Origin of the sequence: Mesorhizobium qingshengii (assembly GCF_900103325.1) — a bacterium.
GTDB lineage: Bacteria > Pseudomonadota > Alphaproteobacteria > Rhizobiales > Rhizobiaceae > Mesorhizobium > Mesorhizobium qingshengii.
Map to the genome: position 1 here is coordinate 48,652 of NZ_FMXM01000010.1, position 13,533 is coordinate 62,184.

Genomic DNA, 13,533 nt, shown 5'->3' on the forward strand with positions numbered 1-13,533 from the left:
TTAATCCGAACCGAGGGTCTGCGTAGGCAGGTGCCGCGCCGTGCTCAATGCAGATTGGCGACGCGTCGGACCTCGTCGGTGGCATACCCGTCGCCGGCCCTGAACTTGAGCGGCGCCGGCCTGCCGAACAGGTAGCCCTGCACCACTTCGCAGCCGGCTGCCCTCAGCAGCGTCGCTTGGCTTTCGGTCTCGACGCCTTCGGCAATGATGCTGACGCCGAGCGCGCGCGAAAGCCCGACGATGGTCGAGACGACCGCGCCGGAGCTGGTATCGGTGTCGATGCGGCTGACGAAGGAGCGGTCGATCTTCAGCTTGCCGAACGAGAAATCGATCAGGTAGCTCAGGTTGGAATAGCCGGTGCCGAAATCGTCGACAGCGACCGAGATGCCCATGTCGGCAAGCTGCTTCAGGATGGTGGCGGCGCGGTCGCGGTCCTGCATCATCGCCGTCTCGGTCACTTCCAGCTCCAGCCGCGACGGCTTGATACCGGTGCTCGTCATGGTGTCACGCACGATGCCGACGAAGTCCTTGGTCATGAACTGCACGGGCGAGATATTGACCGCGACAAAGCAGTCGTCGGGCAGATGGCGGGCGTCGCTGCAGGCCTTGCGCAGCACCCATTCGCCGATCGGACCAATCATGCCTGTTTCCTCGGCGATCGGTATGAAATCCATCGGAGGGATCATTCCGCGTTCCGGGTGCCGCCAGCGGATCAGCGCCTCGTAACCGACGATGCGACCGGTCGGAAGATCGAGCTGCGGCTGGTAGTGAAGGTCGAAGTCACCGCGCTCGAAGGCGATGTGCAACTCGGATTCGATCCATTGGCGATGGTCGGCGACCCTGCCCATTTCGGCATGGAAGACCGACCAGTTGCCGACCCCGCTGGCGCGCGCATTCTGCAGCGCCAGATTGGAGCGGCGCAGGATGAGGATGGGATCGATACCGTCCTTCGGCATCGCCACGATGCCCACCGACAGGCTGACCGATTGCATGTGGGTGCTGAGCTCATAGGGCTCCATCATCTCGTCGATGAGCCTTTCGATGAAGCTCTCCAGCGTCCCCTGCACCTGATTGTCGGGGAGCAGCACCGCGAACTCACCGGCGCCGATGCGCCCGATCAGCGCTCGCTGCGGCACGCAAGCCTTGAGTCGCTTGGTGAAGGCGCGGATCAATTCGTCGCCCTGACTGTAGCCGATCGCGTCGTTGACCTGCTTGAACCGATCGATGTCGATGTCGATGAGGAACATCGGTTCGCCGGTCCGGCTGGTTGTGCATGCCGCCTCGGCAATCTTGCCAACCATCGCCGGGCGTGCCAGCAGGCCGGTCAGCTTGTCGAAGTGAGTTTCCTTGAAGACGAAATCCGCCGATTCATCGACGCCGGCGAAGAAGGACATCGCGGCTCCCGCCGCCGCCAGGGCGCAAAGGGCGGCCATGATCGCGACCATCATGCCCGCCGATATGCCGGCAAAGCCATCGCCGAGACCGAGCTTCAGGCCCCAGATGCCGAGGACGAAACTGCCAATGCCCGAGCTTGCTATGGTGAGAAACCGGAACACCGGTGTTCGCTTCGGGTTGCTGACAGCGGCCATTCAAAGGTCCCCAGAGTATGGGGCTTTCTAGCAGATACCTCCTTAAAATGAGTTTCCGCGAATGCGTCCAATTTTATTGGAAGGAATTATCTCTTTACTGGAGAAGAGACTATTTTCTAGAGCGGCCTATTCCCGCGCGCCGTCGGTCTGCTTCAATTCGTCGAGCGTCGGCATCGAGACGATGTGATAGCCGGAATCGACATAGTGGATTTCACCGGTGACGCCGGAGGCGAGATCGGACAACAGATAAAGCGCGGAGCCGCCGACCTCGTCGATGGTCACGGTGCGGCGCAGCGGCGAGTTGCGCTGCTGGTAGGAAAACATGTGGCGCGCGTCGGAAATCCCGGCGCCGGCAAGCGTGCGCACCGGTCCAGCCGATATGCCGTTCACCCTGATGCCGCGCGGACCGTAGTCGTTGGCGAGGTAGCGCACGCTGGCCTCCAGTCCGGCCTTGGCGACGCCCATGACGTTGTAGTTCGGCATGACGCGCACGGACCCCGCATAAGTCAGCGTGATCATCGATCCGCCGTCCTGCATCAAGGCCGCGGCATGGCGGGCGATCTCGGTGAAGGAGTAGCAGGAGATCACCATGGTGCGGACGAAATTGTCCCGGCTGGTATCGGCGTACAGGCCCTTCAGCTCATTCTTGTCGGAAAAGCCGATGGCGTGGACGATGAAGTCCAGCCCGCCCCAGGCCTTGCCCAAGGTCTCGAACGTGGCGGCGACCGAAGCACTGTCCTCGACGTCGCACGGAACGACCAGCGAGGCGCCGAGCTTGTCGGCGAGTGGCTTGACCCGGCGCCCAAAGGCGTCGCCCTGGTAGGTGAAGGCGAGTTCCGCCCCATGTTCGGACAATTTCCGCGCGATGCCCCAGGCGATCGAATGGTCGTTGGCGACACCCATGACAAGCCCGCGCTTGCCCTTCATCAATCCGTCCATGGTCGGCAGTCCTTATGCGGAATAGCGCTGGAAAACGAGCGTTGCGTTGGTGCCACCGAAACCGAACGAATTTGACAAAACGGTGTCGATCCTGGCGTTGTCGATGCGCTTTCGCACGATCGGCATGCCCTCGAATTCCGGATCGAGGTTCTCGATATGGGCGCTCTCGCCGATGAAGCCGCCTTGCATCATCAGGATCGAGTAGATCGATTCCTGCACGCCGGCGGCACCCAGCGAATGGCCTGTCAGCGATTTCGTCGAGGTGATGTACGGCATCTTCTCGCCGAACACCTCGCGGATCGCGCCCATCTCCTTTGAATCTCCAACCGGCGTCGACGTACCATGCGTGTTTATGTAGTCGATCGGCGTGGCGACGGTCGCCAGCGCCTGGCGCATGCAGCGGATCGCGCCTTCGCCTGACGGCGCCACCATGTCGTAACCGTCCGAGGTCGCGCCATAGCCGACGATCTCGGCGTAGATCTTGGCGCCGCGCGCCTTGGCATGCTCCAGTTCTTCGAGCACCAGCACGCCGGCGCCGCCAGCGATGACGAAGCCATCGCGATTGGCGTCATATGCGCGGGAAGCAGTCGATGCTTTGTCGTTGAATTTCGACGACATGGCGCCCATGGCGTCGAACAGGTCCGACATCGTCCAGTCGAGATCCTCGTGGCCGCCGGCAAAGACCATGTCCTGCTTGCCCCACTGGATCAATTCGTAGCCATTGCCGATGCAGTGCGCCGAGGTCGAACAGGCCGACGAGATCGAATAGTTGACGCCGTGGATCTTGAACCACGTGGCAAGCGTCGCCGATGCGGTCGACGACATCGCCTTCGGCACCGCGAACGGGCCGATGCGCTTGGGGCTGCCGTTCTTCAGCGTGATTTCGGCCGCTTCGACGATGGTCCGGGTGGATGGCCCGCCCGATCCCATGACGATGCCGGTGCGTTCATTGGTGATGTCGCTCTCTCCGAGGCCAGCGTCCGCGATCGCCTGATCCATGGCGACGTGGTTCCAGGCCGCCCCTTGCGACAGGAAACGCATCGCACGGCGATCGATCATGCCAGACGGGTCGAGCGTCGGCGCGCCCCACACCTGGCAACGGAAGCCATGCTCGGCGAAGGAATCGGAGAAGCTGATGCCGGATCTGGCGTCATGCAGCGACGCCTGCACCTCGTTGGCATTGTTGCCGATCGACGACACAATGCCGAGGCCTGTGACTACGACACGTCTCATTCGCAACTCCTTCCAGGGGGGCCGGTCAGCGACCGGTCAGCCGGCCGCCGATTGCTTGGACAGACCGACCTTCAAATCCGTTGCCGAGTATATGGGCTCGCCATCCGCTTTCAGCCAGCCATCGGCGATGCCGAGCACCAACCGGCCACGCATCACGCGCTTGAAGTCGATGCCATACTCGACCTTCTTCACCGCGGGCGTCACCATGCCTTTGAACTTAACCTCACCGGTCGACAACGCCATTCCCTTGCCCGGCTCACCAAGCCAGCCGAGGTAGAAGCCCGTCAACTGCCACATCGCATCGAGGCCGAGGCATCCCGGCATGATCGGATTGCCGATGAAATGGCAGGCAAAGAACCACAGGTCCGGCTTGATGTCGAATTCGGCACGGATGAAGCCCTTTTCGAAGGCTCCGCCCGTCTCGCTGATCTCGGTGATGCGGTCGAACATCAGCATGGGCGGATAGGGGAGTTGGGCATTGCCCGGTCCGAACAGTTCGCCGCGGGCGCAGGCCAGCAATTCATCGTAGTCGTAGCTGGATTTCGAACCCGCCATCAATCTCGTCCCCATGTCGTCTCGGGCTATAGCGCGCCCTTGTCGTTGGTTTCCTAACACAATCTGTTTCAGGCCGGAAACCGGCGTTTGCGCTTAACCCGCCCGTCTGCCTGGGTCAATGCGCGCTATTGATCGCATTCGGGCGACAGAATATATGTCAGCACGGGTCCGGTTTCGGCAGGCGTTCATTTTTTTGCCACTCTGGGCGCGTCTTGGGGCGGAACTGTGAGCTTGGACGAATAGATGGACCTGAGCTGCCGGAAGGAAAATGTCGCTGTGGACAAGCGGGTCCGTGAAGCCGGCCTGAGGCCGACACGCCAGCGCATTGCGCTGGCCGACCTGCTTTTCGCCAAGGGCGACCGCCATCTGTCGGCCGAGGAACTGCACGAGGAGGCAGTCGCCGCCGGCGTGCCGGTGTCGCTGGCCACCGTCTACAACGCCCTTCACCAGTTCACCCAGGCCGGACTGTTGCGCATCCTCGCGGTCGAGGGCGCCAAGACCTATTTCGACACCAACACTTCCGACCACCACCATTTCTACGTCGAAGGCGAAAACCGGATATTCGACATCGCCGGCGGTCCAGTGACTGTTGCCAACCTGCCAGCGCCGCCAGAGGGGATGGAGATCGCCAATGTCGACATCGTGGTGAGGCTGCGCCCCAAACGCCCAGAATGACCCGCGAGGGATGAAACTCCTCGATTCGATAATCCGGCTCGAATGGGCCATCGTGGCGGTCGCCGCTGTCGGATTCTATGGATCGGTCGGCGTTTCCTGGTGGCTATTCGGATTGCTCATCCTGGCGCCGGACCTGTCGATGTTGGGCTATCTTGCCGGGCCGCGCGTCGGCGCCATCGCCTATAACGCCCTGCACATCCTTATTGTACCGGTGCTGTTGCTGCTTGCGGGGCACATGTCCGGCAATGCGGCCGCGATGGCGGTCGCATTGATCTGGATCGCCCACATCGCCATCGACCGGGCGCTGGGCTACGGCCTGAAGCTGTCAACCGGGTTTCAGGACACTCATCTGGGCCGTATCGGGCGCTAGATCGGGACCCTGTCTTTGGGAAAGATCGGCGTCAAACAGTCAGAAAATCAGTCCTTGACCCGTTCGCCGGGATAGGCGCCCCAGACAAGCGACTGGGCGAGCCAGCCGGTATGGCCGTCGAGCGTCATTTCGCACCACTGGCCGTCGCAGGATTTGATCGTGCCCATGACACCCGGCTCGACGAGCGCGACCACCCTTGCGTCTTTTTCGGGGCTGTTGACCATATTGATCTGGCCGCCCTTGCCGCGTTGCCACGGCGCGACGATCGCGGTGCGCCGGCCTGAAAGCAGCGACTGGTTGATCCAGCCCTCCGAACCGTCGGCATCGCGCACGCGGCGCCATGTATCGAATTCCTGGATGATCTCCATCGGCAGGCCGGCCTTCATATACATCCAGTCGACCGAGTAGTTGGCGCCGGGGCCGACGCGCGAGTTGACGCGGCCGGATTTCAAGCTGACGAATCGCGGCAGCGGCAGGCCGCTCGGCCCGAGCGTGACGACGCTCTGGGCGGGTGCTGCCGCACCTTGTGCGGCCAGTTGCGGGGAATAAAGGAGAGCGCCGAGAAATGCTGCGCTGAGGGTCAGGCGAAGCGACGCGAAACCAGACACTTTCATTCCTTTCGGCGCTTGCCTGCCGGCGTCGGCGCCCCTTTTTCTTTGTCTTCGGCGGCACCGCTTGTTACATGGGTAATCGGCACCACGACCGGCTCCCAGTTTCGCCGGTCTTGGTTAAAGAGGTCTCAACGAGGGAAACAATGGTAGGCAAAAAGAAGCCTCTCGTGGTCATCACGCGAAAGTTGCCCGACCCGGTCGAGACCCGCATGCGCGAGCTGTTCGATGCCCGCCTGAATGTCGAGGACAGGCCGATGACGCAGCCGGAACTGGTTGCGGCGGTCAAGGAAGCCGATGTCCTCGTCCCCACCGTGACCGACCAGATCGACGCGGCGCTGATCGCCCAGGCCGGCGACAACCTCAGGCTGATCGCCAACTTCGGCAACGGCGTCGACAAGATCGACGTGGCGGCTGCGGCGAAGCGGGGCATCACCGTCACCAACACGCCGAATGTGCTGACCGAAGATACCGCCGACATGACCATGGCGCTGATGCTGGCGGTGCCGCGGCGGCTGGTGGAAGGCGCCAATGTGCTCACAGGCGACAAGAAATGGGCCGGTTGGTCGCCGACCTGGATGCTTGGACGTCGCATCTGGGGCAAGCGGCTCGGCATTGTCGGCATGGGGCGCATCGGAACCGCGGTCGCCAGGCGGGCCAAGGCGTTCGGCCTTTCCATCCACTACCACAACCGCCATCGCGTGCTGCCGGAGGTCGAGGACGGGCTGGAGGCGACCTATTGGGAAAGCCTCGACCAGATGCTGGCCCGCATGGACATCATCTCGGTCAATTGTCCGTCGACGCCGGCGACCTTTCACCTGCTTTCGGCGCGGCGGCTGGCGCTGCTGCAGCCGACGGCCTACATCGTCAACACAGCGCGCGGCGACATCATCGACGAGGAAGCGCTGGTCAAGCTGATCCAGGACGGCAAGATCGCCGGCGCCGGCCTCGATGTCTACGAGCACGAGCCGGCGTTGAACAGCAAGCTGCTCAGGCTCGCCGCCAAGGGCAAGGTCGTGTTGTTGCCGCATATGGGCTCGGCGACGCTCGAGGGCCGCATCGACATGGGCGAAAAGGTCATCATAAACATAAAGGCGTTCGTCGACGGCCACCGCCCGCCGGACCGCGTGCTGCCGCTCAGAACCTGATCCTATCGAAGCGCGACATTTCGCGGCCTTTCAAATGAAAGCCCGGGCTTACGCAAGAACCTTGCGCATGGTGATCGAGGTCGGCCGGAGGTAGCCCTCATGTGCCGTCCGCTCGGTCTCGTGAAAACCGAAGCGGGCAAAGGCCGCATGATTTCCGGTCAGCTCGATCCGGGTCTGAAGCTCGAGGGCGGCCTTGCCGCGCCTGCGGGCAAGATCTTCGACCGCCTGCATCAGCCGCCGGCCAATGCCTTGCCCCTGACAGTCCGGCGCGACGGCGAGCTTGCCGACATAGAGCTCCGCCACCTTCTCGAGAGCAAACACGCAGCCGACGATCCTGTCGCCCTTGAACGCCACGAAACCGGCTTCCCGCCGCGCCTTGTCGCGCAGAGTGTCGGCGGTAAGCAGGTGCGCCGAGGAGGGAGGGTCGATGACACCGTCCATCGAAGCGAAGGCACGCATGATCAGTGCGAGCACATCGTTCCAACGATCGAAATCGGCCGGGATCCGGGTAACGGAAACGGCTCCGGTCCGGTCCACGGTCAGTTTCTCTTGTAGCGGATCGTTTCGAAGCGCGCGGCCAGCGCATCGTAGAGCAGCAGCCGGCCAACGAGCGGCTCGCCGATGCCGGTGATCAACTTGATGGTCTCCATCGCCTGCAGCGTGCCGACGACGCCGGTCAACGCACCAAGCACCCCGGCCTCGGCACAGGATGGCACCACGCCTGGAGGCGGCGCTTCCGGAAACAGGTCGCGATAGCCTGGGTTGGGCTTGCCATCCTTGCCGTCCTCGAATGGCTTCAGCACGGTCACGGAGCCATCGAAGCGCCCGACGGCGGCGTGCACCAGCGGTTTCCTTTCGCTCTCACAGGCATCGGCCACCGCATAGCGGGTTTCGAAATTGTCGGAACCGTCAACGACGATGTCATAACGGGCGACGAGGGCCGCGGTGTTGTCCGGGGTCAGCCTGAATGTGTGCGTTTCGACAATGGTGTTGGGATTGATGCGGGCGATCGCCGCCTGCGCACTGTGGGTTTTTAGCATGCCGACAGTATCCGTGCCGTGAATCACCTGGCGCTGCAGGTTGGAGAGCGACACGGTGTCGTCATCGACCACGCCGAGTGTGCCGACGCCGGCGGCGGCAAGGTACTCAAGCACCGGTGCGCCCAGCCCGCCCGCGCCGATCACCAGAACCCGCGCCCGTTTCAATCTCTGCTGGCCGGCGCCACCGATTTCGGGCAGCACGATGTGGCGGGCATAGCGTTCGATCTCGTCGGCAGTCAGGGCGGAGCTGGTCATTGCAGGACCATATAGTGGCTGAAAAATCTTGTCAGGCCTTCATGCATGTCGCGAAAAAGTGCGGAGCGGTCTTGGGACAACGACATGCATGCAGCAAAAATCTAGAAGGTTGGCCCAACCGTACCGTGGTCGACGGTGAGGAACTGCGCGCGTCCCTTGAGACTGGAAAACAGCGCCGCGTCGGTGCCGGTCATGAACGCCTGACAATTCAGCTCTTCCAGAATGGAAAACAGCGCCGCGCGCCGGCCGCCATCGAGATGCGCTGCGATTTCGTCAAGCAGCAGGATCGGCGTCATGCCCGACATTTCGCCGGTCAGCCGGGCGTGCGACAGGACAATGCCGACCAGCAGCGCCTTCTGTTCGCCTGTCGAACAGAGTTCAGCCGGCATCGCCTTGGGACGGTGTCGAACCACGAGATCCGAACGGTGCGGGCCCTCGAGCGTGCGCCCGGCGGCGCGGTCGCGGTCGCGGCCCTCGACGAGCGTCCGGCGGAATCGCTCCTCGACATCGACCGCCGGCGCGGTGGTAACCGCGGCTTCCAGTTCGCCCGAAAGGCCGATGTCGGCCTGCGGAAACGGCCCTGTGTCGGGCAGCTTGTCGATCATCGCGGCCAGCAGGCGCACCATCTCGGCACGTGCGGCGGCGATCGCCACACCGGTCTCTGCCATCTGTGTCTCGATCGCGTCGAACCAGCGGTCGTCCCGGGAGCCTTCAGTAAGCAGACGGTTACGGCCGCGCATCGCTTTTTCGTAGTCGAGTGCACGCTGCCCGTGGCCGGGATCGATCGCCAGCACCAGCCGGTCGAGAAAGCGCCGGCGATCCGCGGCCGGTCCGGTAAACAACGCATCCATGGCCGGTGTCAGCCACACCACGCGCAGCCATTCCAGCATGTCCTCGGTCGAACGCGCCGCAGCCCCGTTGATACGCACCCGTCTGCCGCCCTCGCCGGCACTGTCCCCGCCTGAAATGCCCGTCCCGATCTCGATCTGGCCGTCGGGTCCATCGAGCCGGGCATGGAGGGCAAAGCCGCCGTCGCCGCCCTCGCGCGCGACGTCCGCGTAAGGAGCGCGGCGCAAGCCACGTCCCGGCGTCAGAAAGGAAATCGCTTCGAGAAGATTGGTCTTGCCGGCGCCGTTATCGCCGGAAAAAACCACGGCGCCGGGAGCGAGGTCGATTGCCAGCGCAGCGTAGTTGCGAAAATTAGTAAGTGTAAGCTTACTTATGTGAGTTTGTACCGGCAACCGCTATCCGCCTATAGAGCGGCTCATCGTTTCACGGAAACGCGGAACCGCCCTATCTCTTTGTCTTCACGCAATTCCCAAGGGAACGCACGCGCTTTTCCCGGGAAAACCGTTTCACACTTTTCCTGGAATTGCTCCAGAAGTCGCCGCAGCCATCGTTCGCGCTGCCGGTCTCATGACAGACCCGGAATTGATGACGCAGCGCCGGCTACACCCGCATCGGCATCAGCACATAAAGCGCGCTTTCGTCGGCCATGTCGTGGATCAGCGTCGGCGAACCGGCGTCGGCCAGCATGAACTTGGCCTCCGTGCCGGTCAACTGCGCGGCAACGTCAAGCAGGTACTTGGCGTTGAAGCCGATTTCGATCGGGTCGGATGAGTAGTCGGCGGCCAGTTCCTCGGTGGCGCTGCCGGAATCCGGATTGTTGACCGCCAGCGTCACTTGACCCTCGCTGATCGAAAGCTTCACCGCGCGGCCGCGTTCGGAGGAAATGGTCGAGACGCGATCGACCGCGGCAGCGAAACTCTGGCGGTCGATGATCAGTTTCTTGTCGTTGCCGGTCGGAATGACCCGCTGATAGTCCGGGAAGGTGCCGTCGATCAGCTTCGAGGTCAAAACGACGCTGCCGATGGTGAAGCGGATCTTGGTGTCCGACAGTTCCGTGGTCACGGCAACGTCCGGGTCATCGACCAGCTTTTGCAACTCGCTCACCGTCTTGCGCGGAATGATGATGCCCGGCATGCCCTCGGAGCCCGCCGGCGCGTCGATCTCGGCGCGCGCCAGACGGTGGCCGTCGGTCGCCACCGAGCGCAGCTTCAGCTTGCCGCCGACCTCATGCGTGTGCAGGTAGATGCCGTTCAAATAGTAGCGCGTCTCTTCGGTGGAGATGGCGAACTGGGTCTTCTCGATCAAGCCCTTCAGGGCAACCGAGTCGAGACGGAAGATATGCGAGAAGGATCCGGCCGAAAGCTCGGGGAAGTCGGATTGCGGCAGGCACTGGAGACGGAAGCTCGAGCGGCCGGACGTCACCGTCATGGCGTTGCCGTCCTCGTCTGTCTTGAGCATCACTTCGGCGCCGTCGGCGAGCTTGCGCACGATATCGTACAGCAGATGCGCCGGAACCGTCGTCGCCCCGCCGCGCTCAACCTTGGCGGGCGTTGCTTCCGTCACCTCCAGGTCGAGATCGGTCGCCTTCATTTCCAGGCTGGCGCCCTCGGCGCTGAGCAGCACGTTGGACAGGATCGGAATGGTGTTGCGCCGTTCGACCACGCGGTGGACGTGGTTGAGCGACTTCAGGAGATTTGACCGTTCCAGGATAACACGCATGAAGAAACAGGCTCGCTTGAATGAATGACGGGCTCCGGCAAGCGGCGTCCCGCGAAAGGTCTGAACAGGCTCAGAATCTCCGTAAACTGACAGGAAAAAACCGGCAAACGCAAGTCCGCGCCACCGGTTCGGGCCGGCTGCGCGGGCTTTCTGGGGATAAACGGCACGAAGTCCGTGAGCCGGTGTCGAAAATCCAGAATCCGGATCGCTTCCGGGCTGGCCAATGAGCCCATTTCGGGTTCAAGGCTGCACGGGTAAGCCATTGAATTCCGGTGCTGTTCCGCTTCGCGCTTCCCGGGCCAGTCAGGCCTGGTCGTTGATCAGCCTTCTCAACAGCTCGAGTTCCTGCGCCAGCGTGTTGTCGTTGCCAGAAAGGTCCTCGATCTTGCGCACGGCGTGCAGCACGGTGGTGTGATCGCGGCCGCCGAAGCGCCTTCCGATCTCGGGCAGCGAGCGCGGCGTCATCACCTTCGACAGGTACATGGCGACCTGCCGCGGCTTGACGATGGTGCGCGTGCGCCGGTTGGACAGCAATTCGGTTTTCGACACGTTGTAGTGGCGCGCGACGATGCGCTGGATATCCTCGATACGGACCCGCTTCGGCTCGCCCGTGCGATAGATATGGCCGAGTATCTCGTCGATACGGTCGATGGTGATCTGCGGTTCGAAGGATTGGCGGAACAGCAGCTGATTGAATGCGCCTTCCAACTCGCGTCCGCTGCCGGTCACGGTGCGGGCGACGTGATTGAGGATTTCCTCCGAGATGTCGAGCGACGCATCATCGATCCTGGCGGTCGCAAGGCGCAATTTGAGCATGCCAATGCGCATGGCGAAATCGGGCGCCGACATTTCAAGCGCGACGCCGCCATTGAGACGCGACCGGACCCGCGGTTCGAGCGATTCCAGTTCCGACGGCGGCCGGTCGGCGGCAACAACGACTTGCTTGGCGCTGTCCAGCAACATGTTGATCAGGTGGCAGAATTCATGCTGGATCGACTTGCCCTGCAAGAACTGCATGTCGTCGATGATGAGCAGGTCGATATCGCGCAGCTGCTCCTTGAGCGTCAGCGCATTGTTGTCGCGGATCGCGGTGGCGAAGCGCCACATGAAATACTCGGCCGTCAGATAGACGACCCGCGATTTTGGGTTCTGCTTCAACGATTCCGCGGCGATTGCCTGCAAAAGGTGGGTCTTGCCGAGCCCGACGGTTGCGTGAAGGAAAAGCGGATTGAAGCGCACCGCGCTTGACTGCGATTCCGCCACTGCCTTGGCCGCGGCGAAGGCCACCCGGTTCGACGGTCCCTCGATGAAAGAGCCGAATGTGTAGCGCGGATCAAGCGGCGAGCCGAGCACGTTGTGCCGGAACTCGCTCTCGACCGGTGTGCCCGGACGCGGAGCCGGTGCACGATCTGCCCTGCCGGGGCTGACAGTGCCGGCGGCGAGCGCCGTCTGCGTCTGCCGTGTCATCTTGCGTGCCGGGATCACCTCGGGCTCGGCCTGGCTGCGCCCCTGGCGAGTGGCCGTGCGCACCACGATTTCGATCTTGAGGATATCGGGATCCTCATGCTTCCACAGTTCGGAAATGAGGTCGAGATAGTGACCGTTGATCCACGAGCGCAGGAAGGCGGTTGGCACCGAGATGCGGACGATGCCCTTGGAAGCCTCCGCGACCTTCATGCGTCCGAACCAGCTCGAATAGACTTCGGTTCCCAGGCGCGCCTTCAACTGGGCCTTGACCCGGTCGAACTTCTGCTCCGCGTCGCTGGAAACAGCCATGTCGCTTGCTCCGATCAAAGTTCCTGGAAATGGGAGGTCGCCCGTAAGCTCCCTTTCGATGCCGCTCTGCATGATCCTTGCCTTTCTGTACCTGTTTTCCGCTGGGGATGCGCCTCCTGCATCCTTGTTCCAGCGACCTGCGTCTTCGCTACGATGCCCGTTGCCGCCGCCGGCAATGAACGTCGCCCACTATCCAGGGAAACCGGCGCCGGCCCATGGAAGCCAGTCCGCGTTTTGGGTATGTCAGGGCAATACAACACCGTCCGGCGAAATCGCGCCGGCGCGCTGTCTACCTGCCATGTCTCGTTACGCCAGTCCCCTTACCCACATCAAAAAAGACAAACCAACCCATCCACGGACTTGATCCGCGTTGCAAATCCCGCCAATTTAAGCTGGCCAGTTCAGGCTGGGTTGAGGGCCAAGGGCCCGTCCCTTTCGATATGTCGACATTACCGAAATCGCTGTGGATAGGGCAAGGCCACCACTAACCGATTTTTAAGGAATCTGGTTACCGCAGAGAGGTTCGAACGCGGTGCCGCAGCGGCATATTTTGACAAAGCCATTGTGATTCAAACCCTTTTCCGGCGAATATGAAAAAGCCGGCGCGATACGAAATTTTCTGAAATAATTTGCTTGACAGCCACTTGTCCCCCATCGCTCCGGCTCGATGTGAACAAGCTGTGGATGACCATCGGTAACTATCTGAATAATAAAGATTATTTCTGAGTGCCGACTTTATCTTAGCAGTCGCTTTTCAGGGATATCGGCCATTGACTT

The 13,533-nt window shown here is 62.2% G+C and carries 13 protein-coding genes; 3 read left to right on the plus strand and 10 right to left on the minus strand.

Features of this window, described 5'->3' with window-relative positions; genetic code table 11:
• Nucleotides 1–44: 44 nt before the first annotated feature.
• The 4 genes from BLS48_RS17195 to fabA all read right to left on the minus strand — a co-directional run bounded on the left by BLS48_RS17195 (nt 45) and on the right by fabA (nt 4,316).
• Complete coding sequence (locus BLS48_RS17195) at nt 45–1,589, minus strand: putative bifunctional diguanylate cyclase/phosphodiesterase (RefSeq protein WP_091579603.1); 1,545 nt, start codon at nt 1,587–1,589, stop codon at nt 45–47.
• Nucleotides 1,590–1,715: 126 nt separating this feature from the next.
• On the minus strand, nt 1,716–2,528 hold the full coding sequence (gene fabI, locus BLS48_RS17200; RefSeq protein WP_091579606.1) for an enoyl-ACP reductase FabI: 813 nt from the start codon (nt 2,526–2,528) through the stop codon (nt 1,716–1,718).
• 12 nt (nt 2,529–2,540) lie between these two features.
• A complete protein-coding gene (gene fabB, locus BLS48_RS17205; RefSeq protein WP_091579608.1) occupies nt 2,541–3,761 on the minus strand; it encodes a beta-ketoacyl-ACP synthase I in 1,221 nt (406 codons plus the stop codon).
• 36 nt (nt 3,762–3,797) lie between these two features.
• Nucleotides 3,798–4,316 carry a 3-hydroxyacyl-[acyl-carrier-protein] dehydratase FabA gene (fabA, locus tag BLS48_RS17210; RefSeq protein ID WP_091579611.1) on the minus strand — a complete coding sequence of 173 codons (519 nt, stop codon included), beginning with the start codon at nt 4,314–4,316 and terminating at the stop codon, nt 3,798–3,800.
• Between the two features lie 243 nt (nt 4,317–4,559).
• Here fabA and irrA point away from each other — a divergent pair, with 243 nt between their 5' ends.
• Both irrA and BLS48_RS17220 read left to right on the plus strand, forming a co-directional pair.
• On the plus strand, nt 4,560–4,991 hold the full coding sequence (irrA, locus tag BLS48_RS17215; RefSeq protein WP_091579613.1) for an iron response transcriptional regulator IrrA: 432 nt from the start codon (nt 4,560–4,562) through the stop codon (nt 4,989–4,991).
• Between the two features lie 10 nt (nt 4,992–5,001).
• The gene (locus BLS48_RS17220; RefSeq protein ID WP_091579616.1) at nt 5,002–5,361 is read left to right on the plus strand and encodes a DUF4260 domain-containing protein; all 360 of its coding nucleotides are present in this window, start codon (nt 5,002–5,004) and stop codon (nt 5,359–5,361) included.
• A gap of 47 nt (nt 5,362–5,408) precedes the next feature.
• Here BLS48_RS17220 and BLS48_RS17225 read toward each other — a convergent pair whose 3' ends face one another.
• Nucleotides 5,409–5,969 carry an SH3 domain-containing protein gene (locus tag BLS48_RS17225; RefSeq protein WP_091580049.1) on the minus strand — a complete coding sequence of 187 codons (561 nt, stop codon included), beginning with the start codon at nt 5,967–5,969 and terminating at the stop codon, nt 5,409–5,411.
• Nucleotides 5,970–6,115: 146 nt separating this feature from the next.
• Between BLS48_RS17225 and BLS48_RS17230 the strand changes: the two genes are divergently transcribed.
• Entirely contained in the window at nt 6,116–7,117 is a 1,002-nt protein-coding gene (locus tag BLS48_RS17230; RefSeq protein WP_091579619.1) for a 2-hydroxyacid dehydrogenase, read from the plus strand.
• Between the two features lie 48 nt (nt 7,118–7,165).
• Here the strand turns inward: BLS48_RS17230 and BLS48_RS17235 are convergent, their stop codons facing one another.
• The 5 genes from BLS48_RS17235 to dnaA form a co-directional block, all read right to left on the minus strand.
• Complete coding sequence (locus BLS48_RS17235; RefSeq protein WP_091579621.1) at nt 7,166–7,654, minus strand: GNAT family N-acetyltransferase; 489 nt, start codon at nt 7,652–7,654, stop codon at nt 7,166–7,168.
• A gap of 2 nt (nt 7,655–7,656) precedes the next feature.
• Nucleotides 7,657–8,412, minus strand: a complete 756-nt coding sequence (locus BLS48_RS17240; RefSeq protein WP_091579624.1) for a molybdopterin-synthase adenylyltransferase MoeB — start codon at nt 8,410–8,412, stop codon at nt 7,657–7,659.
• A 101-nt stretch (nt 8,413–8,513) separates the two neighbouring features.
• Nucleotides 8,514–9,653, minus strand: coding sequence for a DNA replication/repair protein RecF (gene recF / locus BLS48_RS17245; protein ID WP_091579626.1), 1,140 nt, complete (start codon nt 9,651–9,653; stop codon nt 8,514–8,516).
• Between the two features lie 208 nt (nt 9,654–9,861).
• Nucleotides 9,862–10,980: a DNA polymerase III subunit beta gene (dnaN, locus tag BLS48_RS17250; protein WP_091579629.1), complete on the minus strand. Its 1,119-nt coding sequence runs from the start codon at nt 10,978–10,980 to the stop codon at nt 9,862–9,864.
• Nucleotides 10,981–11,283: 303 nt separating this feature from the next.
• Nucleotides 11,284–12,828 carry a chromosomal replication initiator protein DnaA gene (dnaA, locus tag BLS48_RS17255; protein ID WP_091579631.1) on the minus strand — a complete coding sequence of 515 codons (1,545 nt, stop codon included), beginning with the start codon at nt 12,826–12,828 and terminating at the stop codon, nt 11,284–11,286.
• Nucleotides 12,829–13,533: the final 705 nt, after the last annotated feature.

What these genes read in the sequence shown, in the direction of transcription:
- irrA (WP_091579613.1), top strand. Translation starts at nt 4,560, where the DNA reads ATGGACCTGAGCTGCCGGAAGGAAAATGTCGCTGTGGACAAGCGGGTC.
- BLS48_RS17240 (WP_091579624.1), bottom strand. Translation starts at nt 8,412, where the DNA reads ATGACCAGCTCCGCCCTGACTGCCGACGAGATCGAACGCTATGCCCGC.
- fabI (WP_091579606.1), bottom strand. Translation starts at nt 2,528, where the DNA reads ATGGACGGATTGATGAAGGGCAAGCGCGGGCTTGTCATGGGTGTCGCC.
- BLS48_RS17230 (WP_091579619.1), top strand. Translation starts at nt 6,116, where the DNA reads ATGGTAGGCAAAAAGAAGCCTCTCGTGGTCATCACGCGAAAGTTGCCC.
- fabB (WP_091579608.1), bottom strand. Translation starts at nt 3,761, where the DNA reads ATGAGACGTGTCGTAGTCACAGGCCTCGGCATTGTGTCGTCGATCGGC.
- BLS48_RS17195 (WP_091579603.1), bottom strand. Translation starts at nt 1,589, where the DNA reads ATGGCCGCTGTCAGCAACCCGAAGCGAACACCGGTGTTCCGGTTTCTC.
- dnaN (WP_091579629.1), bottom strand. Translation starts at nt 10,980, where the DNA reads ATGCGTGTTATCCTGGAACGGTCAAATCTCCTGAAGTCGCTCAACCAC.
- dnaA (WP_091579631.1), bottom strand. Translation starts at nt 12,828, where the DNA reads ATGCAGAGCGGCATCGAAAGGGAGCTTACGGGCGACCTCCCATTTCCA.
- BLS48_RS17220 (WP_091579616.1), top strand. Translation starts at nt 5,002, where the DNA reads ATGAAACTCCTCGATTCGATAATCCGGCTCGAATGGGCCATCGTGGCG.
- fabA (WP_091579611.1), bottom strand. Translation starts at nt 4,316, where the DNA reads ATGGCGGGTTCGAAATCCAGCTACGACTACGATGAATTGCTGGCCTGC.